Source organism: Gallibacterium faecale (genome assembly GCF_027920745.1).
Classification (GTDB): Bacteria; Pseudomonadota; Gammaproteobacteria; order Enterobacterales; family Pasteurellaceae; genus Gallibacterium; species Gallibacterium faecale.
This window is the reverse complement of the sequence record NZ_JAQIBB010000072.1, coordinates 1-21314: the sequence shown is the minus strand read 5'-3', so window position 1 is coordinate 21314 and position 21314 is coordinate 1. Positions and strand designations below refer to the sequence as shown.

Sequence of the window (21314 nt, the reverse complement as noted above, 5' to 3'; positions counted from 1 at the left end):
ATGATTTTACTAGTATAAGTGTGATTTAAACCAATTAATCTTTATTGACGGTATAAATGACGGTATTTGTTAGTGTGTTTTAATTTATATTATTGATTTAATTGGTTTTAATTTTTATTAATACAATAGAGTGGGAAATCAGATTATTTTAAAATGATTATAAGCCTTGCGAGTCAAGGCTTTTTTTCGCTTTAGTAAATCTCGCTTTTTTCGGCATTCTCTCTGCAATTCTCGTTCGATTTATGATTAATGCTTTTTCAGTATGAATATAATCAAGCCATAAAAGCCACACCTTAGTGGTGTGGCGATAAACGACTATTTTGCACGTTGTAGTTTTTGATATGCTTGTAATAATTTTTGATGTTCAGTGAAGTTGGCTAAGGTTTCATCACTGGCTGGCAATAAGAAGAATGGGTTACCGCCATTAATTGAATTCCAAGCAAATTCAACCGCTTTTTTACCATACATACGTTCAAACACTGCACGATATTGCTCAGGATCTCGATTTTCATCTAAGAATAATTCAAGACTACTGATTAAAGTACGATAGTAATTTGCTTGTTCTGGATTAAAAATAGAACTATTCATTTGATAAGTCCAAGTTGCCCATTCTAACGCATTTTCTAAATCACCAAGAGCAAGATACAGCATCGATTTTAGCTCACCAATGCGTAAGGTTTGCCAGCTCGTATTTTTTGGCGCCACAATACCAATAAATTCACGTACACGAGTTGCATCATCAATACCTTGATCATCAAGTTCTTCAAGTAATTCTTGATAGGTTTCTGCATCATGATGGAAATTGGGTAAATCCAGTAAGATTTCTCGCCAATCCATTCCCATATTATTATTGGCATAGATCAGATCATCAGCAGGATAAATATCTGACATTCCAGGGACAATAATACGGCAAGCATAAACGCCAAGATGTTGATAATCCATAATATAGACTTCTTTTTCTTCACGTTGAAATAATGCCATAAGATTAGCAAATTCTTCTGCTGTTGTACCTGAGAAATCCCAATGCACAAACTCATAATCGCTTTGTTGTTTAAAGAGATCCCAAGAAATTAAGCCACTAGAATCAATAAAATGTGTTTCTAAGTTAGCGTGTTCAGCAACATCTTCATTATTGAATGAAGGTGGCGAAAAGACATCAAGATCTTTTAAGCTACGACCTTGCAGTAACTCAGTAACAGTTCTTTCTAATGCCACTGCAAAGTTAGGGTGAGCCCCAAAAGAAGCAAAACAAGTACCATTGTTACGATTAAATAGTACAACGCAGATCACAGGGAATTGACCACCAAGTGACGCATCAAATGCATAAATAGGGAAGCCTTCTTCTTCAAGTTTTGTTATTGATTCTTGAACAGAAGGGTATTTTGCCAAAATGTCTTTAGGGATTTGTGGCAAGCTGATTGCTTCAGCAATAATTTTATTTTTGACATAACGCTCAAAAACTTCTGATAACCCTTGGACTCGAGCTTCATACATGGTATTTCCTGCAGACATACCATTAGACACATATAGGTTATTGATAATCGCCTGTGGAATATAGATAGTTTGTTGATCAGATTGGCGAACATAAGGTAATGCCACAATACCGCGATCAAGGTTACCTGATTGAATATCAACTAATAAATCTGGTGTGAGCTCTTGATTCGGATCGAAATAATCCAATAGCGTGTTGTCCAAAATGCCTGCGGGTAATAAATCAGGATCTTCAATAGGGAACCATTTTTCACTTGGGTAGTGTACAAATTCACCTTCTGCAACCGCTTTTCCTAAATAATAGTCAGAGAAAAAATAATTAGTAGAAAGACGTTCAAAATATTCTCCTAATGCAGAAGCAAGTGCGGCTTTTTTACTTGCACCTTTACCGTTAGAAAAACATTGTGGGCAATCTTTGTCGCGAATATGTACTGACCATACATTTGGCACTGGATTTAACCAAGAAGCTTCTTCAATATTGAAGCCTAAATTTTTAAGTTTTTGTTGGAACGTTGAAATAGAATCTTCTAGGGCGGCATCTTTGCCCAAAATAAAAGTTTGTTCTGTCATAAAATTATCCTTATTTATGTTTGTTATTATTATTGGAACATATTGTATTCAGAGAGAACGGTAAAAAATAAGAAAGAGCAATAAATAATAGAATCGTTCACACAATATGCTCAATTTTCGGCATAGCATAGTACGGGAGAAGTATCTCTCCCGCAAGCTATTTCATTGATAATTAATCTTAATAAGCTAATTATTGAGGATTTTAGCTAATGTTGCCTCTAAGGTTGGGCAATCAAATTGGAAACCTGCTTTTAATAATTTTTCTGGATATATTTTTTGGCTATTCAGTAATAAACAAGCCCGTTCACCTAAGACTATTTTAATTAGTGATGCGGGTATGTGAAGAATAGCTTTACGCTTCATTAAGCGAGCTAACGTATCATTAAATTCTTGGTTGGTCACTGGATTAGGCGACACCATATTAAAAGCACCACGACATTCACTATTTTTAATTAAAAAGAGAATAGCATTAATCATATCAGGCAAACTAATCCACGACCAAAATTGCTGACCATCTCCAATCCGTCCACCTAACCAATGGCTATATAATGGGAGCAAACGACCTAATACACCGCCATAACTCCCTAAGACTAACCCAGTACGCAATAAACAGACACGGGTATTGGCGGCTAGAGCAGTCGTTTCCCATTGTTGACATAGTGAACCTAAAAAGTCATTAGCCGCAGGCATTTTTTCAGTCATCATTAGTTGCGGATGATCACCATAATACCCAATAGCCGATCCAGAAATAAAGGTATGCGGCGGTTGTTGACCATTATTGATTAAGCTCACCAATTTTTGGGTAATTTTAATGCGACTATCAATTAATTTTTGCTTTTGGGGATCTGTCCAACTGTGATTGAAGATAGGCTCACCAGCGAGATTAATCACAACATCAAAATCATCTAAATTAGTAAAGCCATCTAGTGATGAAAGTAATTGAGTATTTGCTGGAGTTTGTGCGCTATATTGTTTAGGAGAACGAGAAAGTAAAGTTAATTGGTGTCCTTCACTATCAAGTTGTTTTAAAAGTGTTTTACCAATAAATCCTGTACCACCGGTAATTAAGATCTTCATACCCATTCTCCTATGAAAGTTATAGAGAATCGTTGAATAAAGCCTGAATATTCTCTATAAGTTGTTCAATTTGAATATCATTGGTCGGTGATACAAAAATTGTATCATCACCAGCGATAGTCCCTAGAATCCCTTCTGCTTTACTGACTGAGTCTAATAAACGTGCAATTAATTGCGCAGCCCCTGGACTCGTTTTAATCACAATCAGATAGTTATTGTGATCAATGTCTAACACTAAATTTTTTAATGGACTCGATGTTGTTGGCACACTTAATTCATTTGGCAAACAATAGACCATCTCCATTTTAGTATTTCTTGCTCGTACGGCGCCAAATTTAGCTAACATTCTAGATACCTTCGATTGGTTGATATTGGCAAACCCCATATCGGTGAGTGCGTTCACAATTTCGCCTTGCGAGCTAAATTTTTCTTCTGCTAATAAAGATTTAAATGCTGAAAGTAATTTTTCTTGTTTATTTTCCATACAAATTAAAGTAAGAATTGCATAAATTTTGCATAAAAATGCAGAAAATGGATTAATTTGAATTATAACTGCATAAATAGGAATAAGCGAGCCTCTTTTTTGATAGGCAAATGACTTTTAATAGAAAATGTGGTGTAGTTCTCAATATTGAATTTATTTATTTGAAAAAGCCGTAGAGGAGGCATAGAATTTCTATATTATTTTCTATATAACTAATAAGGAGTATAAAATGAAAGTTGCTGTTTTAGGTGCGGCAGGCGGAATCGGTCAAGCATTATCACTATTGTTAAAAATTCAATTACCAGCAGGTTCTGATTTAGCATTATATGATATTGCGCCAGTAACACCAGGTGTAGCAGTTGATGTAAGCCATATCCCAACTGCAGTGAATGTGAAAGGCTTTGCCGGTGAAGATCCAACTCCAGCCCTTGAAGGTGCAGATGTTGTTTTAATTTCTGCAGGGGTAGCACGTAAACCAGGTATGGACCGTTCAGATCTTTTCAATATCAATGCAGGTATTGTGAAAAACTTAATTGAAAAAGTTGCGGAAACTTGTCCAAAAGCTTGTGTAGGGATTATCACTAACCCAGTGAATACAACAGTAGCAATTGCAGCAGAAGTATTGAAAAAAGCCGGTGTTTATGACAAACGTAAACTCTTTGGTGTAACCACACTTGATACTCTCCGTTCAGAAACCTTTGTGGCTGAATTGAAAAATGTTGATGTGAGCAAAGTTCAAGTGCCAGTGATTGGTGGTCACTCAGGTGTAACGATTCTTCCATTATTATCACAAGTTCATTATGTTTCTTGGAAAGATGAAGAAATTGGACCATTAACAAAACGTATCCAAAACGCAGGTACCGAAGTAGTTAATGCAAAAGCTGGCGGTGGTTCAGCAACATTATCAATGGCACAAGCGGCAGCACGTTTTGCACTTTCATTAATTCGTGCATTAAATGGCGAAAAAGTTGTTGAATGTACTTATGTTGAAGGTGATGGTAAATATGCTCGTTTCTTTGCACAACCCGTTCGTTTAGGTAAAGAAGGGGTTGAGGAGTTATTACCTCTTGGTCCATTAAGTGCATTTGAACAAGCTGCAATTGAAGCAATGTTACCAACATTAAAAGCAGATATTGAATTAGGCGAAAACTTTGTGAAATAAGTTTATAACCTAGCTTAATCGAGATAAAAGTGCGGCAATTAAACCGCACTTTTATTTTTTGCCTAGAAAAAAGCCAGTCTAACCAATGAAATGGTTGCAATGCCGTAATTATGGTGTAGATTAGTTGACAGTTATAGATAACACAACACGTTAAGAAGGCTTAAATATGAAAGATATTGATTGGAAAAATTTAGGATTTAGTTATATCAAAACAGACTACCGTTATGTTGCACATTGGAAAGATGGTAAATGGTCAGAAGGGAAGTTGACCCAAGATAATCAACTTGTCTTACACGAAGGATCACCAGCATTACACTATGGTCAGCAATGCTTTGAAGGCTTAAAAGCATATCGTTGCAAAGATGGATCAATTAACTTATTCCGTCCGGATCAAAATGCAAAACGTATGCAACGCAGTTGCGATCGCTTATTAATGCCACATGTGCCAGTAGAAATGTTCGTTGATGCTTGTAAGCAAGTTGTGAAAGCGAATGAAGAATGGGTAGCTCCTTATGGTACAGGTGCGACACTTTATCTTCGCCCATTATTAATCGGGGTTGGTGAAAATATTGGTGTTCACCCAGCAAAAGAGTATCTATTTATTGTATTTTGTTGTCCAGTAGGGACTTATTTTAAAGGTGGCTTAAAACCAACTAACTTTATTGTATCTGAATATGATCGTGCGGCACCGCAAGGTACAGGTGCTGCTAAAGTGGGTGGTAACTATGCAGCAAGTTTGTTACCGGGCCATCATGCACATGAACGTAATTTCAGTGATTGTATTTATCTTGACCCAGCAACACATACCAAAATTGAAGAAGTTGGTTCTGCAAACTTCTTCGGAATTACCAAAGATAATGAATTTGTGACACCTTACTCTCCATCTATTTTGCCGAGTATTACCAAATATTCGTTACTTTATTTAGCAGAAAAACGTTTAGGCTTAAAAGCGATCGAGGGTGATGTTTATATTAATGATTTAGATCGTTTCACTGAAGCAGGTGCTTGTGGAACTGCTGCAGTAATTAGCCCAATTGGGGGTATCCAAAATGGTGATGACTTCCATGTCTTCTATTCAGAAACCGAAGTAGGGCCGATCACTAAAGCATTATATGATGAATTAACAGGTATTCAATTCGGTGATGTAGAAGCCCCAGAAGGGTGGATTGTTAAAGTTGAATAATGTATTTAGTTTATCGTAATCAAAGACAGCCATAGAAAAATTTTTATGGCTGTTTTTTCGTTAATAGTCGGTGGTGCCTTGATTGCCAAATTTGTGTTGGCCTTAAATTGAAGAATTCCCATAATTAGCACTACGCAAACGTTATCTTTTTTTGTAGAATATACGCCGTTTTGTGTCACAGAGATTTGACAATGATTGATTATATTATTATTGGTATTATTTCTTTTTCTGTCATTATTAGTTTATTTCGTGGTTTTGTCCGAGAAGTCTTGTCATTAGCTAGCTGGTTAATTGCTTTTTTTGTATCAAGTCATTTTTACCCTTACCTTGCAGCATTTTTCCAACAAATAGAATCAGAATATCTGCGTAATGGGACAGCAATTGTCATTTTATTTATTGCAACCTTAATTGTGTGTAGCCTAATTAACTACATCATTTCTCAATTAGTTGAAAAAACAGGATTATCAGGCACAGATCGTGTATTAGGTGCGTGTTTTGGATTGTTACGCGGAGTATTGATTATCGCTGCCTTATTATTCTTCCTAGACACCTTTACTAATTTCAGCCAAAGTGATTGGTGGAAAGAATCAAAATTAATTCCACACTTTGGTTTCGTGGTTGATTGGTTTTTCCATCAGCTACAACTGCATTCTAGTTTTATCAATTCTAGTCTAATTAATTATTCTGATTTAACTACTTCATCATAGAGGAAAATATAATGTGCGGCATTGTGGGAATTCTTGGACATTCAAGCGTTAATCAATCAATTTATGATGCGTTAATCGTATTACAACATCGGGGACAGGATGCCGCTGGGATTGTAACAGTCGATCAAGAAGAGCGTTTTCGCTTAAGAAAAGCAAATGGATTGGTCAGTGATGTAATTCAGCAAAAGCATATGTTACGTTTGCAAGGTTACGCTGGATTGGGGCATGTGCGTTATCCAACAGCAGGTAGTTCTAGCGTTTCAGAAGCACAGCCTTTTTATGTAAACTATCCTTATGGATTAACATTAGTTCATAATGGGAATTTAACCAATTCAGATGAGTTAAAAGAAAAGCTATTCCAATCTGCTCGCCGTCACGTGAATACCAATTCTGATTCTGAATTATTGCTTAATATTTTGGCTTATCATTTAGAACAAATTAATAAACATGATCTTGATGAAGATGATATTTTCTATGCGATTCAACGTACTCACAAAGATATTCGTGGTGGATATGCGTGTGTTGCGATGTTGATTGGACACGGAATGATTGCTTTCCGCGATCCGTTTGGAATTCGTCCATTAGTACTAGGTAAACGAGAAGAGCAAGGGAAAACAGAATATATGTTTGCTTCAGAAACCGTTGCTTTAGATGCAGTTGGTTTTGAATTTGTACGTGATGTGAATCCGGGGGAAGCAATTTATATTACTTTTGATGGAAAATTACATTCTAAGCAATGTTCTGATAATACAAAATTAGCACCTTGTATTTTTGAGTTTGTCTATTTTGCTCGTCCAGATTCTTATATTGATGGAGTATCTGTCTATGCCGCAAGGGTACATATGGGGGAATATCTTGGTGAGAAAATCGCACGTGAATGGAGTGATATTCTTGATGATATTGATGTGATTATCCCTGTACCAGAAACCTCAAATGATATTGCCTTACGCATAGCTAATGTGTTGAATAAACCTTATCGCCAAGGTTTTGTGAAAAATCGCTATGTAGGCCGCACCTTTATTATGCCAGGTCAAACACAACGCCGTAATTCGGTTAGACGTAAATTAAATACAATTTCGTCAGAGTTTAAAGGCAAAAATGTGTTATTAGTTGATGATTCTATTGTAAGAGGAACAACCTCAGAACAAATCGTAGAAATGGCACGTGCGGCTGGTGCGAAGAAAATCTATTTTGCTTCTGCTGCACCAGAAATTCGCTATCCAAATGTGTATGGTATTGATATGCCAACCTCACAAGAGTTGATTGCGTATGGACGCACTGCTGAAGAAATTGCACAGTTAATTGGCGTTGATAAACTCATTTTCCAAGATCTTTCTGCATTAGAAGAAGCCGTACGTCAAGAAAACCCAGCGATTGAAGATTTTGATGCTTCTGTGTTTACAGGTGAATATATTACGGGCGATATTACGCAAGAGTATTTAGATAAAATTGCGTCAATGCGTAATGATGGTAGTAAGAAACGCCAAGAGAGTGAAGCGACAAATTTAGAGATTTATAGTGAAGGTTAATTTTATAATTGATTGATAAAGAATGCCGCTAACTGCGGCATTTCTTTTACTAATCACTATATAACGACCGATATAATTGAGATTCAAAGCGAACTAAAGGCGCTCGTTGTGTTTTATCTTCTAAATCGCCAGTTGAGTAGCCATTGACAAATTGCACAAATGCGACCCGTTCACCACGAGCATTCGTTAAGAACCCAGCCAGGTTATAAACACCTTTTAATGATCCTGTTTTCGCAATAACATTTTTGACGAGAGGAGAGCTGATTAATGAACCACGCCCACTAATCGTGCCATCTACTCCCGCAATAGGAAATGTTTGTAACAGATTTAACTTATTATCGTTTTTAGCAATGTATTCAAGTGCTTGCAACATTGTATTCGCACTAATTAAGTTTTGACGTGATAACCCAGAACCATCAGCAATAATACTGTTACCAAAACGAATATTAGTATTTTTTTCTAAAATACTTCTAACCGCCATACCACCTAATTGGAATGTGGCAGGGCGTTTATAATAGTAATAAGCAATAGTTCTAAACAAGGCATCAGCAATCTGATTATCAGAATGCTTCATCATCTTTTTCAATAACTCTGGTAATGGTTTAGATTCTTGAACTGCTAATACAGTGCCTTGCTGCGGTTGGAATGGAATTTGTACTTGACCGTTATAAGAGATGCCTAGATTTTTTAACATTCGTTGAATAATCGCTGTGGCATAGCTGTCAGTGTCTTGTACAGCAAAACTTAAACCAAAATTTTTAGGCTGACGGCGAATACAACCTTTAAGCTGGTAACGATTATTGTCGTTACTAACAACATCAAATTGGCAATAACCCGCTTCATTGTCGCTAACAATATAAACTTGGCTAAACATTTGGATTGGATATTGTGATAGTACATCAACACGGACCAGACTTCCCACAGGGCCATTCGCATTCACATTCACTGAAAAACAGTTACCATCAATATTGACTGCGGCTGGTGGAGCATTAAAACACATCGTTAAATCGTTCCAAATCCAACCAAGACCACGGTCATGGGAAGAAAAAATAGAGGTATCAAGAATTAAACTACCATCAATCTGAGTAACGCCTCGTTTTTTGAGTGTGGCTAATAAATTATAAAGTTGTCCACTACGTAAATCAGGATCACCACTAAATTTAATAATAAGATTACCTTTAAGACGGTTTCCTTCAATTTTCCCATCAGTTAATAAACTGGTTTGAAACTTAAATTGATCAGTAAGAAACAATTTTGCGGCAAGAGCCGTAAAAACTTTTTGTGTACTAGCAGGCAACATAAAAACATCACCTTGATAATTGGCAGCAGATTGCCCTGTCACTAAATTTTTAGCTGCAATGGTAGCACTTGCTCCCTTTGGTAATTGCTGAATAATTGGTGTCACATCAACAGTAGCAAAACTAGATTGAGAAAATGAACTACAAGCAATCAGAGGTAAAAGAAAAGCTGTATATTTAAAAAAACGTGAGCGAATTGAGTTTGAAAACATCATAAACAACGAAATTTTTTTGATATTGATATTTTTTGCAATGCGGTAAATAATAATAGCTCACGTTGATTTCGTAAATCACTATTTATTATTTTCGTCACACAAGGTGTAAATTAGCATCTTGTGTGGCTTTGTTTTGACTGACAGTAGGGAAAAAGGACAGAATAATGCAACAAATTCCAATGACAGTACGAGGAGCGACGCTGTTGCGTGAAGAGCTTGATTTTTTAAAAAATGTGCGTCGTCCAGAAATTATTAAAGCCATTGCTGAAGCACGTGAACATGGTGATTTAAAAGAAAATGCAGAATACCATGCGGCGCGTGAACAACAAGGTTTTTGCGAAGGAAGAATTCAAGAAATTGAGGGGAAATTAGCTAATGCTCAAGTCATTGATGTAACTAAAATGACCAATAATGGCCGAGTTATTTTTGGGGCAACTGTGGTATTGGTCAATGTTGAAACCGATGAAGAGGTGACATACCAAATTGTTGGTGATGATGAAGCGGATATTAAGCAAGGCCTGATTTCAGTTAATTCACCGATTGCGAGAGGTTTAATCGGTAAAGAAGTTGATGATAATGTGAATATTACCACTCCCGGCGGTAATGTTGAATTTGACATTATTAACGTTGAATATCGTTAATTCTAAGAAGGTTGCTGAGTAAGCAACCTTTTTTGTCCTTGAAATTCCTATCAAATTAGCGAGTTATACAAAAAAAGCGTAATTTTGTGATAACATAGCGACAGAATTTTAACGAAGAAGAAAGATAAGATAAACATGGAAAGATTGTGGGTTAAAAATTATCCAGCGGAATCACGCATGGATCCAGATACTTTGGCATTGTCGTCTTTAGTCGAAATGTTAGAAAAAGCGGTAAGAGAACATCCGGATCGTCCTGCTTATGTGAATATGGGGCAAGTATTAACTTACCGTAAATTAGAAGAGCGTAGCCGAGCATTTGCGGCGTATTTACAAAATGAATTGAAATTAGAACGAGGTGAGCGAGTAGCGTTAATGATGCCAAATTTATTGCAATATCCGATTACATTGTTTGGTGTGTTACGTGCCGGGTTAGTTGTAGTGAATGTTAATCCTCTTTATACGCCTCGAGAGTTAGAACACCAACTAAAGGATAGTGGTGCAACAGCGATTGTTGTGGTGTCTAATTTTGCTTCTACTTTAGAAAAAGTAGTGTTTAATACAGACGTTAAACACGTGATTTTAACCAGAATGGGCGATCAGCTTTCATTTGGTAAAAGAACCTTAGTTAATTTTATTGTTAAATACATTAAAAAATTAGTACCAAAATATAAATTACCGCACGCAGTAACATTTCGTGAGGTGTTACGAATCGGAAAATACCGTCAATATATTCTCCCTGAAATTGGTAAGAAAGATCTGGCTTTCTTGCAATATACAGGGGGAACAACTGGGGTAGCGAAAGGAGCAATGCTAACACATGGTAATATGATCTATAACATTGCCCAAGCTAAATGGTTAGCAGAGCCGTTTGTTAAAGCGGGAAAAAATCGCTATGCGACCATTATTCTGCCAATGTATCACGTGTTCTCTTTAACCGTTAATGCCTTGTTATTCATTAATTTTGGTTTAACTGGTGTACTGATTACTAATCCGCGTGATTTACCTAATTTAATTAAAGAGTTAAAACGTTATCGCCCAATCGCGATTACTGGGGTGAATACCTTATTTAATTCATTGTTACACCAAGAAGAGTTAAAAGAGGTTGATTTCTCACAGTTAAAATTGACTGTTGGTGGTGGGGTGTCAGTACAAAAGGCCGTTGCCCAGCGGTGGTATGAAATGACAGGATGCCATATTTTAGAAGGATATGGGATGACTGAATGTTCGCCGTTAATTGCTTGTAACCCATCTAACTTTTCTGGTCATGCAGGAAAAATTGGTGTGCCAGTCCCAGATACCGATATTAAAATTATGGATGATAACGGTAATGAAGTGGGGCTTAATCAACCGGGCGAATTATGGGTGAAAGGCGCACAAGTGATGCAAGGGTATTGGAATAAACCTGAAGAAACTGCGGCAGTTTTAAAAGACGGTTGGATGGCAACTGGTGATATTGTCGAAATGGACGATGATTATCAGCTACGCATTGTTGATCGTAAAAAAGATATGATTATTGTCTCTGGCTTTAATGTTTATCCAAATGAAGTTGAAGATGTGATTATGCTGAATAAAAAAGTGAAAGAAGCAGCCGTTATTGGTATTCCACATCCAGTGTCAGGAGAAATCATTAAAGCCGTTGTTGTGAAAAAAGAGGAAAGTTTGACTCGAGATGAATTGCGTAAACATTGTCGTAATTATTTGACAGGTTACAAAATTCCAAAAGAGATCGAGTTCCGTGAAGAATTACCAAAAAGTAATGTAGGTAAAATCTTACGCCGAGTTGTTCGTGAGGAAGAATTAGCCAAACGAGCGAATATGGCGAATGCAACAGCAAATGAAGATGAATAATTAAATTATCCATATTATTTTCCAATAATAACAAGGCATGAATTTCATGCCTTGCTTTTTTAGGTAATCTCTATGCAAAACCTACTTACCCCAAACAACATCCCTTACCAAATCATCAAAGACAATGCGTCATTACAACAAATATGCCAAACAGCACAACAATTCCCAGTGGTGGCGTTAGATACTGAGTTTGAACGTATTCGCAGTTATTATGCGAAATTAGGATTAATTCAGCTTTATTATGGTGAAACCGTTGCTTTAATTGCCCCATTAACAATTACAGAGTGGCAACCTTTTATTACCCTATTAGCGGATCAAAACGTGTTAAAAGTATTACACGCGAGTGGTGAAGATATTGAGATTTTTTACCAACAATTTGGGCAATTACCACAGCCTCTCATTGATACACAAATTGCAGCTAATTTTTTAGGATTTCCTTTATCTGCGGGGTTTGCTTTATTGGTTGAACATTATCTAAAGATCGAATTGGATAAGAAAATGTCGCGTACTGATTGGTTAAAGCGTCCCTTAACAGATCGACAATTACAGTATGCTGCTGCGGATGTATATTACTTATTACCAGTCTATCAACAAATGGCAATGGCAATGAAAACTTCACCATGGCAAGAAATTATTCAACAAGAGTGCCAATTTGTTGCCGAAAAACGCTGTAAACACATTTCAGCAGAAAATGCTTATTTAGATATTGGCAATGCATGGCGACTTAACCGAGAACAGTTAAATAACCTAAAATTTTTAGCCAAATGGCGTTTACAAGAAGGCATTAAACGTAATCTTGCCTTGAGTTTTATTGTGAGTAATGAAGGTCTAATCCAAACAGCGATCCATTCACCTAAACATACTTCACAATTATTAGAGTTAGGATTGCACCCTATGGAAATTAAACGTCATGGTAAAAAGCTGCTGTTATTGATTGAACAAGCAAAGCGTGTTCCAGCTTCTGATTATCCAGCTTTAATTGAAAATATTTCGGAACGAGCTGGGTATAAGAAAGCAATTAATGTATTACAAAAAAATTTAAAACGATTAGTGAAAGAGCAGCTACCTACCCAAGTGATTGCTAGTAAAAAATTATTACACCAACTTTTAAAATGGTATTGGTCTGATGAACCGCAAGATCGAAAACCTGAATTATTACAATCATGGCGACAACCTTATGGGGAACAATTACTAGCAGCATTACGTGAAGTAGAACTTTCATTAGAGAAATAAGTTGATAATATCTAAAAAATATAGGTATTTTTTAGATATTTTTTATCAATCAGGAAAAAAGATTATTTTACGATTATTTTATTTGCATAATTTATAATTTCAGCTATCTTTAGCGATGGGCGGAGGTTTATTAGCCTCTTTGTTATTAACACAACATTTATAGATATTATAATTATGGTTACTTCATCTCGTTTTACCGCATTACTTTTTCAAGGTTCTCTTGTAAAAAGAGTGGCAACAGGTCTTTTATTAGGGATTTTGCTTGCTTTGATTTCTCCTTATTTAGAACCTGCTTTAGGAACTAATTTAGCTGAGGATGTTAGCTTTCTTGGACAAATTTTTGTACGCTCATTACGTTCGATTGCACCAATTCTAATTTTTGTTTTAGTAATTGCTGCTATTGCAAACCGTAAAGTAGGTGAGAAAAATAATCTTAAAAGTATCCTTTATCTTTATCTTTTAGGTACATTCTTATCAGCACTGGTTGCAGTTGTGGCAAGTTTTATGTTCCCAACCACACTTGCATTAGGTGATGCAGAAAAATCAATTGCGCCGCCTGAAAGTGTAATTCAAGTATTAAGTACATTAGTCTTTAACGTGATTGATAACCCATTCAATGCACTATTCAATGCAAACTTTATCGGTATCTTAGCGTGGGCGATTGGTTTAGGTGTTGCATTACGTCATGCCTCTGATACAACAAAAAGTTTATTAAGTGATGTATCTGAAGCAATTTCAATGATTGTGAAAGTGGTTATTGCTTTTGCACCAGTTGGGGTATTTGGCTTAGTGGCATCGACTTTAGCGGATAGAGGATTAGCAGCATTAGGTGGTTATATCCAAGTATTAGCCGTATTGATTGGCTCAATGCTCTTTGTTGCCTTTGTGGTAAACCCAATTTTAGTGTACTGGAAAACACGAACAAATCCCTATCCATTAGTTTGGAAATGTATCCGTGTAAGTGGTTTAACTGCATTCTTTACTCGTAGTTCTGCAGCAAATATTCCAGTTAATATGGAGTTAGCCCAACGTTTAGGCTTAAAAGAAGAAACTTATTCCGTATCAATTCCATTAGGTGCAACCATCAATATGGGCGGTGCGGCAATTACAATCACAATTTTAACCTTAGCTGCGGTGCATACTTTAGGTATTGAGGTGAGTTTGCCAACGGCTTTATTACTTAGTGTTGTAGCTACAGTGTGTGCGTGTGGTGCGTCAGGTGTGGCGGGTGGTTCCTTATTATTAATTCCATTAGCTTGTAGTTTGTTCGGGATCTCTAATGATATTGCAGCTCAAGTTATCGGGGTGGGCTTTATTATTGGGGTATTACAAGACTCAACCGAAACTGCACTAAACTCATCAACAGATGTTATCTTTACTGCAGCGGCTTGTATTGAAGAAGAGAGAAAAAGTCAACAAGCATAATTAAATTTGCTTAATCATATAAAGGGCAACAGAGTGTTGCCCTTTTGTTTAATTGCAGTGAGCAGAGAAAGAAAATTGCCTCATTTTTATGCACTTATTCTATATAACAAGGATAATTTAGGATAAAGCACTTGATACACATCAAAATATCTGTATAATACGCCCCAGATTTCAGACGCGGGGTGGAGCAGCTTGGTAGCTCGTCGGGCTCATAACCCGAAGGTCGTTGGTTCAAATCCAGCCCCCGCAACCAATTTCATTGAATGAAATTGATCAGTAGTAAAGAGTTGAAGCCCCGTTAGGGGTTTTTTTGTGGAATAAATTTTGTAAGAAAAATTTATTTGTTCAGTTTGGTAAACACGAAGAAACGGGGCTTAAAAGCCCTTTTTTTATACCTTTAATTTGACAATGAACAAGGAGATTATCTTTGGCAACGCTAGAACAAAAGTTACAAGATCTATTACAACCTACTGTTGAAGGTATGGGATTTGAGCTTGTGGGAATTGAATGTCCGCGAGCTGGTCGCTATTCAACAGTCCGTTTATATATTGATAAGGAAAATGGCGTAACTATTGATGATTGTAGTGAAGTAAGTCGTGAAGTTGGGGCAATTTTAGATGTTGAAGATCCAATTAGCGATAAATATAACCTTGAGGTGTCATCGCCAGGTTTAGATCGTCCATTGTTTACATTAGAACACTATCAACGCTTTGTTGGACAAGAAGTAGTGATTCATCTACGTATCGCAACAGCGGGGCGTCGTAAATGGCAAGGTGATTTAGTCAGTGTTGATGGCGATATGATTACAGTGAATGTGGATGGAGAGCCGCAAGTTTTCGCATTTGGTAATATCCAAAAAGCAAATATCGTGCCAAAAATTTCCTTTAAATAAAGAATTGTATGAATTAATAGAGAGATAACCTATGAGCAAAGAAATTTTATTAGCTGCGGAAGCAGTATCAAATGAAAAATTATTGCCTCGAGAGAAGATTTTTGAGGCGTTAGAAAGTGCATTAGCGATTTCTACTAAGAAAAAATATGAACAAGATATTGATGTTCGCGTTTCTATCAATCAAAAAACAGGCGATTTTATTACTTACCGCCGTTGGTTAGTTGTTGAGCATGTAACTCATCCAACAAGAGAGATCACCTTAGAAGCAGCACAAATGGAAGAACCAGAGATTAAATTAGGTGAATTCATTGAAGACGAAATCGAGTCTATCGCTTTCGATCGTATTACGATGCAAACAGCTCGCCAAGTGATTAGTGCAAAAATCCGTGATGCAGAGCGTAATAAAGTTGTTGAACAATTTAAAGAAAGAGAAGGTGAGATTATCACTGGTGTAGTGAAAAAAGTTAATCGTGAGAATGTAATTCTCGATTTAGGAAACCAAGCAGAAGCGATGATTTTGCGTGAAGATTTATTACCACGTGAAAACTTCCGTGCTGGTGACCGTGTGCGTGGTGTACTTTATAAAGTTAACCCTGAAGCGAAAGGCGTTCAACTTTTTGTAACACGTTCTAAACCAGAAATGTTGATTGAGTTATTCAAAATTGAAGTGCCTGAAATTGGTGAAGGTGTTATTGAAATTAAAGCTGCTACTCGTGATCCAGGTATCCGTGCCAAAATTGCCGTGAAAAGCCATGACAAACGTATTGATCCAGTAGGTGCTTGCGTAGGTATGCGTGGTGCACGTGTACAAGCAATTACAAATGAATTAGATGGTGAACGTGTTGATATCGTACTTTGGGACGATAATCCAGCACAATTTGTTATCAATGCAATGGCACCAGCGGACGTAGTTTCTATCGTTGTTGATGAAGATAAAAAATCAATGGATATCGCGGTAGAGTCAGCAAATCTTGCGCAAGCTATTGGTCGTAATGGACAAAATGTCAAACTTGCTTCACAACTAACAGGTTGGACATTAAATGTAATGAGTAGCGACGACTTAGAGAATAAACATCAAGCAGAAAATCAAAAGACCATTAATTTATTTATGGAAGCATTGGATCTTGATGAAGAGTTTGCTGCGCTTCTTTCAGAAGAAGGATTTAGCAAATTAGAAGAAATTGCTTATGTTCCAATGGAAGAACTGCTTGAGATTGACGGTTTTGATGAAGATCTTGCAGAAGAATTGCGCAATCGTGCAAAAGAAGCATTAACAAAAATTGCATTAGCAGAAGAAGCAGCTTTGGCGAATATCAATGTAGAAGAAGCCTTACTAAAATTAGAAGGTATGAATCGTCATTTAGCAGTGAAATTAGCTGAGAAAAATATCACCACATTAGAAGAACTTGCGGAGCAAGGTGTTGATGATTTAAGTGATATTGAAGAACTTTCTGCAGAACAAGCAGCAGAACTGATTATGGCAGCCCGTAATATCTGCTGGTTTGGTAATGAAGAATAATTAAGGTGGTGTACAGATGACTGATAAAAAAACTGATACCCAAGTGACAGAGAAAAAACCAACTAAATTAAAGTTGAAACGTTCAACACATAGTACATTAACGGTTCAACAAAATGGCAGTGGAAAAAGCAAAGAAGTTAAAATTGAAACACGTAAAACTCGTGTGATCGATACTCGTGCTCAAGCTGAAATGGAAAAACAAGCTGCTGAACAAGCTCGTTTAGAAGCACAGGCTCGTCAAGAAGCAGAAGCTAAAGCGAAAAAAGCAGCAGAACAAGCTGAAAAAGCGAAGAAAGAAGAAGCTGCGAAAGCAGAAACAGCGAAAGCAGAATCAAAACCTGCGAAAAAAACAGAGCCAGCGAAAAAAGTCGCAGCAGAAAAAGACGAAACTAAACAAAAACGTAAAGCAGAAGAAGCTGAATTCCGCCGTAAAGCAGAAGAAGCTGCTCGTCAAAAAGCAGAAGAACAAGCAAGAAAAGCTGCGGAAGATGCAAAACGTTATGCTGATTTTTCTGATGATGATGTTGCAGATGATGATGCAGACGATTATTCAGACTATCACTTCACTTCATCTTATGCACGTGAAGCAGAAAATGAAGAAGAGCGCCGTAATGAAAATCGAGGACGCGGTAAGAAAGTAACAAAAACCAAAAAGAATGGCCGCGATGAAGAATCTTCAAAAAATGAACGTGAAGCAAATCGTCGTAATAATCAACAAAACGGTAAAGGTAATAAAAAAGCTAACCGTAAGAGTGCATTACAACAAAGCTTTACTAAACCAGCACAGCCAGTTTCCCGTGATGTGGTGATCAGTGAAACCATTACAGTTGGCGAACTGGCAAATAAAATGGCGGTAAAAGCAACCGAAGTTATTAAGACAATGATGAAAATGGGGGCAATGGCAACCATTAACCAAGTTATTGACCAAGAAACAGCACAGTTAGTTGCTGAAGAAATGGGACATAAAGTTGTATTACGTCGTGAGAATGAATTAGAAGAAGCAGTATTAAGCGATCGTGATATGAATGCTGAGTCAGAGCCACGTGCACCAGTTGTAACCATTATGGGACACGTTGACCATGGTAAAACATCATTGCTTGACTATATCCGTAAGGCAAAAGTCGCTGCTGGCGAAGCAGGTGGAATTACCCAACATATTGGTGCATACCACGTACATACACCAAATGGGGATATTACTTTCTTAGATACTCCGGGACACGCTGCGTTTACTTCGATGCGTGCTCGTGGTGCTCAAGCAACAGATATCGTGGTATTAGTGGTTGCTGCTGATGATGGTGTAATGCCACAAACTATTGAAGCGATCCAACACGCTAAAGCAGCGAATGTACCTTTAGTTGTTGCAGTAAATAAAATTGATAAACCAGAAGCAGATCCTGATCGTGTAAAAACAGAATTATCACAGCATGGGGTAATTTCTGAAGATTGGGGTGGTGATACACAATTTGTTAATGTTTCGGCGAAGAAAGGATTAGGGATTGATGAACTCCTTGATGCGATCTTATTACAAGCGGAAGTACTTGAATTAACAGCAGTTAAAGATGGTATGGCAAGTGGGGTTGTGATTGAATCTTACTTAGATAAAGGACGTGGTCCAGTTGCAACTGTGTTAGTACAATCTGGAACTTTAAACCGTGGCGATATTGTACTTTGTGGCTTAGAGTATGGTCGTGTTCGTGCAATGCGTAATGAAATCGGTAAAGAAGTTAAAACCGCTGGTCCATCTATTCCAGTAGAAATTTTAGGTCTCTCTGGCGTACCTGCTGCGGGTGATGAAATGACCGTTGTTCGTGATGAGAAGAAAGCACGTGAAGTTGCACTTTATCGTCAAGGTAAATTCCGTGAAGTGAAATTAGCTCGTCAGCAAAAAGCGAAACTTGAAAATATGTTTAGCAGTATGACAGAAGGTGATGTTTCTGAATTGAACATCATTGTTAAAGCTGACGTACAAGGTTCGGTAGAAGCGATTTGCCAAGCATTATTAGAACTCTCAACTGATGAAGTAAAAGTGAAAATTATTGGTTCTGGTGTGGGAGGAATTACCGAAACTGATGCGACATTAGCGGCAGCCTCAAATGCAATTCTTGTCGGCTTTAATGTTCGTGCTGATGCTTCTGCACGTCGTATTGTGGAAAGTGAAAGCATTGATCTTCGTTACTATTCTGTGATTTATGACTTAATTAACGAAATCAAAGCTGCATTAAGCGGTATGTTACAACCAGAATTCAAACAAGAAATTATTGGTTTAGCTGAAGTACGTGATGTATTCCGTTCACCGAAATTTGGTGCGATTGCAGGTTGTATGGTGATTGAAGGGGTTGTGAAACGTCATAATCCAATCCGTGTATTACGTGATAACGTGGTAATTTTTGAAGGGGAGTTAGAATCGCTACGTCGCTTCAAAGATGATGTAAACGAAGTCCGTAATGGTATGGAATGTGGTATCGGTGTGAAGAACTACAACGATGTTCGTACTGGCGACCAAATTGAAGTATTTGAAACGGTTGAAATTAAACGTTCAATTTAATACAAATTCATCAAGCAAAATCTAACAAACAAAGTGGTAGCGAGAGTTTACCACTTTGTTTATTTCTGAAAGGATTTAACTATGGCAAGAGAATTTAGCCGTGCCCAACGTGTGGCACAAGAGATCAAAAAAGAGATTGCCGTTATTTTACAACGTGAGGTTAAAGATCCTCGCATTGGTATGGTAACGGTATCAGATGTAGAAGTATCTAGAGATCTTGCATATGCAAAAGTATTTGTTACGTTTTTATTTAATGAAGATGAAGCGCATATTGAGCAAGGATTAATTGGACTTGAAAAAGCCTCACCTTATATTCGCTCTCTATTAGGTAAAGCAATGCGTTTACGTATTGTGCCAGAGTTACGCTTTATTTATGACACTTCTTTAGTCGAAGGGATGAGAATGTCAAATTTGGTTACGCAAGTTGTGAACCAAGATAAAGCGAAACATCACGATGATCAGGAGTGATAGGAGTCAGCGTGGCAAAAGCGAAAAAAGGACGTGATATTGACGGCATTGTGTTGTTAGATAAACCGCAAGGTATGAGTTCAAACCACGTATTACAGCAAGTAAAACGTTATTATCAAGCAAATAAAGCTGGGCATACTGGGGCTTTAGATCCATTAGCAACAGGGATGTTACCGATTTGCCTTGGTGAAGCAACAAAATTTTCTCAACACTTACTTGATGCGGATAAATGTTATTTAGTTACAGCTAAATTAGGGGAACGTACTGATACCTCTGATGCAGATGGGCAAGTGGTTGAACAGCGTGCAATAAATGTAGATTTAGCTCAAATTATGGCAGCTTTGCCACATTTCACTGGTGAGCTACAACAAGTTCCAACAATGTTTTCTGCGTTAAAGCATCAAGGAAAACCGCTTTATGAATATGCTCGTGCCGGGATTACGATTGAGCGAGAAGCCCGTCCGATTACGATTTTTTCGCTAGAGTTTATTGAATATCAAGCCCCATATTTAACTTTGTCTGTACACTGTTCAAAAGGCACTTATATTCGGACGCTAATTGATGATTTAGGTGAGTATTTAGGATGTGGTGCTCACGTAACTATGCTACGCCGAACTAAAGTTGCTAATTATCCGTTTGCAGCGATGGTAACGCTTGAACGTTTAGCAGAGTTAGCTGAACAACAGCAATTCGCTGAATTAGATAAACTGTTATTACCGCTTGATACAGCGATTACAGACTTACCAAAATTAACTGTTACAACGGAAGTCGCCCAAAAATTAGCATTTGGACAACGTATCAAGTTAGAACAGCTCACCGGGCAAGGACTATATACAATTTATAGTGAGCAAGGTAATTTTATCGGTGTAGCAGAAATGATTCGGGATGTACTGCATCCAAGGCGATTAGTGAATCCTAGTAAATAAAAATATTGGATATTCAATTATTATCTAAGTAAGCCTATTGATTATCAGCTTCGCTAATTTTCTGTGTAATTTTAATTTCTCCTGTTTACTCCTCCTCATTG

At 37.2% G+C, this 21314-nt stretch carries 17 protein-coding genes, 1 tRNA gene and 1 pseudogene; 14 read left to right on the top strand and 5 right to left on the bottom strand.

The window, feature by feature from the left end; all coding sequences use genetic code 11:
- Positions 1-157: 157 nt before the first annotated feature.
- From PF272_RS08330 to argR, 4 genes and pseudogenes are all read right to left on the bottom strand, one after another.
- Positions 158-283, bottom strand: a pseudogene (locus tag PF272_RS08330) (pyrimidine dimer DNA glycosylase/endonuclease V); the annotation flags it as partial.
- A gap of 32 nt (positions 284-315) precedes the next feature.
- Positions 316-2061 carry a 30S ribosomal protein S12 methylthiotransferase accessory factor YcaO gene (ycaO, locus tag PF272_RS08325; RefSeq protein ID WP_271142380.1) on the bottom strand — a complete coding sequence of 582 codons (1746 nt, stop codon included), beginning with the start codon at positions 2059-2061 and terminating at the stop codon, positions 316-318.
- A 186-nt stretch (positions 2062-2247) separates the two neighbouring features.
- A complete protein-coding gene (locus tag PF272_RS08320; protein ID WP_271142379.1) occupies positions 2248-3138 on the bottom strand; it encodes a TIGR01777 family oxidoreductase in 891 nt (296 codons plus the stop codon).
- A 19-nt stretch (positions 3139-3157) separates the two neighbouring features.
- A complete protein-coding gene (gene argR, locus PF272_RS08315; RefSeq protein WP_065234095.1) occupies positions 3158-3622 on the bottom strand; it encodes a transcriptional regulator ArgR in 465 nt (154 codons plus the stop codon).
- Positions 3623-3851: 229 nt separating this feature from the next.
- Between argR and mdh the strand changes: the two genes are divergently transcribed.
- From mdh to purF, 4 genes are all read left to right on the top strand, one after another.
- Positions 3852-4784, top strand: a complete 933-nt coding sequence (gene mdh / locus PF272_RS08310) for a malate dehydrogenase (protein ID WP_271142378.1) — start codon at positions 3852-3854, stop codon at positions 4782-4784.
- Between the two features lie 166 nt (positions 4785-4950).
- On the top strand, positions 4951-5967 hold the full coding sequence (locus PF272_RS08305; RefSeq protein WP_271142377.1) for a branched-chain amino acid aminotransferase: 1017 nt from the start codon (positions 4951-4953) through the stop codon (positions 5965-5967).
- A gap of 191 nt (positions 5968-6158) precedes the next feature.
- Positions 6159-6674, top strand: coding sequence for a CvpA family protein (locus PF272_RS08300; protein WP_065238124.1), 516 nt, complete (start codon positions 6159-6161; stop codon positions 6672-6674).
- A gap of 11 nt (positions 6675-6685) precedes the next feature.
- Positions 6686-8203, top strand: a complete 1518-nt coding sequence (gene purF, locus PF272_RS08295) for an amidophosphoribosyltransferase (protein ID WP_271142376.1) — start codon at positions 6686-6688, stop codon at positions 8201-8203.
- 49 nt (positions 8204-8252) lie between these two features.
- Here purF and dacB read toward each other — a convergent pair whose 3' ends face one another.
- On the bottom strand, positions 8253-9713 hold the full coding sequence (gene dacB / locus PF272_RS08290) for a serine-type D-Ala-D-Ala carboxypeptidase (RefSeq protein WP_413789440.1): 1461 nt from the start codon (positions 9711-9713) through the stop codon (positions 8253-8255).
- A gap of 167 nt (positions 9714-9880) precedes the next feature.
- On the opposite strand from dacB, the gene greA reads away from it, so the two are divergent.
- The 10 genes from greA (at position 9881) to truB (ending at position 21213) form a co-directional block, all read left to right on the top strand.
- Positions 9881-10357: a transcription elongation factor GreA gene (greA, locus tag PF272_RS08285; RefSeq protein ID WP_065234101.1), complete on the top strand. Its 477-nt coding sequence runs from the start codon at positions 9881-9883 to the stop codon at positions 10355-10357.
- Positions 10358-10492: 135 nt separating this feature from the next.
- Positions 10493-12205: a long-chain-fatty-acid--CoA ligase FadD gene (fadD, locus tag PF272_RS08280; RefSeq protein WP_271142374.1), complete on the top strand. Its 1713-nt coding sequence runs from the start codon at positions 10493-10495 to the stop codon at positions 12203-12205.
- A 72-nt stretch (positions 12206-12277) separates the two neighbouring features.
- Complete coding sequence (gene rnd, locus PF272_RS08275) at positions 12278-13438, top strand: ribonuclease D (protein ID WP_271142373.1); 1161 nt, start codon at positions 12278-12280, stop codon at positions 13436-13438.
- Positions 13439-13612: 174 nt separating this feature from the next.
- Positions 13613-14863, top strand: coding sequence for a serine/threonine transporter SstT (sstT, locus tag PF272_RS08270; RefSeq protein WP_271142372.1), 1251 nt, complete (start codon positions 13613-13615; stop codon positions 14861-14863).
- A 176-nt stretch (positions 14864-15039) separates the two neighbouring features.
- Positions 15040-15116, top strand: a tRNA-Met gene (locus PF272_RS08265).
- Between the two features lie 174 nt (positions 15117-15290).
- Complete coding sequence (gene rimP, locus PF272_RS08260) at positions 15291-15755, top strand: ribosome maturation factor RimP (RefSeq protein WP_065239072.1); 465 nt, start codon at positions 15291-15293, stop codon at positions 15753-15755.
- A gap of 31 nt (positions 15756-15786) precedes the next feature.
- On the top strand, positions 15787-17274 hold the full coding sequence (gene nusA / locus PF272_RS08255; protein WP_065234106.1) for a transcription termination factor NusA: 1488 nt from the start codon (positions 15787-15789) through the stop codon (positions 17272-17274).
- 16 nt (positions 17275-17290) lie between these two features.
- Positions 17291-19819, top strand: a complete 2529-nt coding sequence (gene infB / locus PF272_RS08250; RefSeq protein ID WP_271142371.1) for a translation initiation factor IF-2 — start codon at positions 17291-17293, stop codon at positions 19817-19819.
- Positions 19820-19900: 81 nt separating this feature from the next.
- The gene (rbfA, locus tag PF272_RS08245) at positions 19901-20287 is read left to right on the top strand and encodes a 30S ribosome-binding factor RbfA (RefSeq protein ID WP_065234108.1); all 387 of its coding nucleotides are present in this window, start codon (positions 19901-19903) and stop codon (positions 20285-20287) included.
- Positions 20288-20298: 11 nt separating this feature from the next.
- Complete coding sequence (gene truB, locus PF272_RS08240; protein WP_271142370.1) at positions 20299-21213, top strand: tRNA pseudouridine(55) synthase TruB; 915 nt, start codon at positions 20299-20301, stop codon at positions 21211-21213.
- Positions 21214-21314: the final 101 nt, after the last annotated feature.

Excerpts from the sequence above, each read along its gene's own strand:
- mdh (WP_271142378.1), top strand. The coding sequence starts at position 3,852 with ATGAAAGTTGCTGTTTTAGGTGCGGCAGGCGGAATCGGTCAAGCATTA.
- infB (WP_271142371.1), top strand. The coding sequence starts at position 17,291 with ATGACTGATAAAAAAACTGATACCCAAGTGACAGAGAAAAAACCAACT.
- PF272_RS08300 (WP_065238124.1), top strand. The coding sequence starts at position 6,159 with ATGATTGATTATATTATTATTGGTATTATTTCTTTTTCTGTCATTATT.
- ycaO (WP_271142380.1), bottom strand. The coding sequence starts at position 2,061 with ATGACAGAACAAACTTTTATTTTGGGCAAAGATGCCGCCCTAGAAGAT.
- greA (WP_065234101.1), top strand. The coding sequence starts at position 9,881 with ATGCAACAAATTCCAATGACAGTACGAGGAGCGACGCTGTTGCGTGAA.
- argR (WP_065234095.1), bottom strand. The coding sequence starts at position 3,622 with ATGGAAAATAAACAAGAAAAATTACTTTCAGCATTTAAATCTTTATTA.
- sstT (WP_271142372.1), top strand. The coding sequence starts at position 13,613 with ATGGTTACTTCATCTCGTTTTACCGCATTACTTTTTCAAGGTTCTCTT.
- fadD (WP_271142374.1), top strand. The coding sequence starts at position 10,493 with ATGGAAAGATTGTGGGTTAAAAATTATCCAGCGGAATCACGCATGGAT.
- PF272_RS08305 (WP_271142377.1), top strand. The coding sequence starts at position 4,951 with ATGAAAGATATTGATTGGAAAAATTTAGGATTTAGTTATATCAAAACA.
- nusA (WP_065234106.1), top strand. The coding sequence starts at position 15,787 with ATGAGCAAAGAAATTTTATTAGCTGCGGAAGCAGTATCAAATGAAAAA.
- rbfA (WP_065234108.1), top strand. The coding sequence starts at position 19,901 with ATGGCAAGAGAATTTAGCCGTGCCCAACGTGTGGCACAAGAGATCAAA.
- dacB (WP_413789440.1), bottom strand. The coding sequence starts at position 9,713 with ATGTTTTCAAACTCAATTCGCTCACGTTTTTTTAAATATACAGCTTTT.
- purF (WP_271142376.1), top strand. The coding sequence starts at position 6,686 with ATGTGCGGCATTGTGGGAATTCTTGGACATTCAAGCGTTAATCAATCA.
- PF272_RS08320 (WP_271142379.1), bottom strand. The coding sequence starts at position 3,138 with ATGAAGATCTTAATTACCGGTGGTACAGGATTTATTGGTAAAACACTT.
- rnd (WP_271142373.1), top strand. The coding sequence starts at position 12,278 with ATGCAAAACCTACTTACCCCAAACAACATCCCTTACCAAATCATCAAA.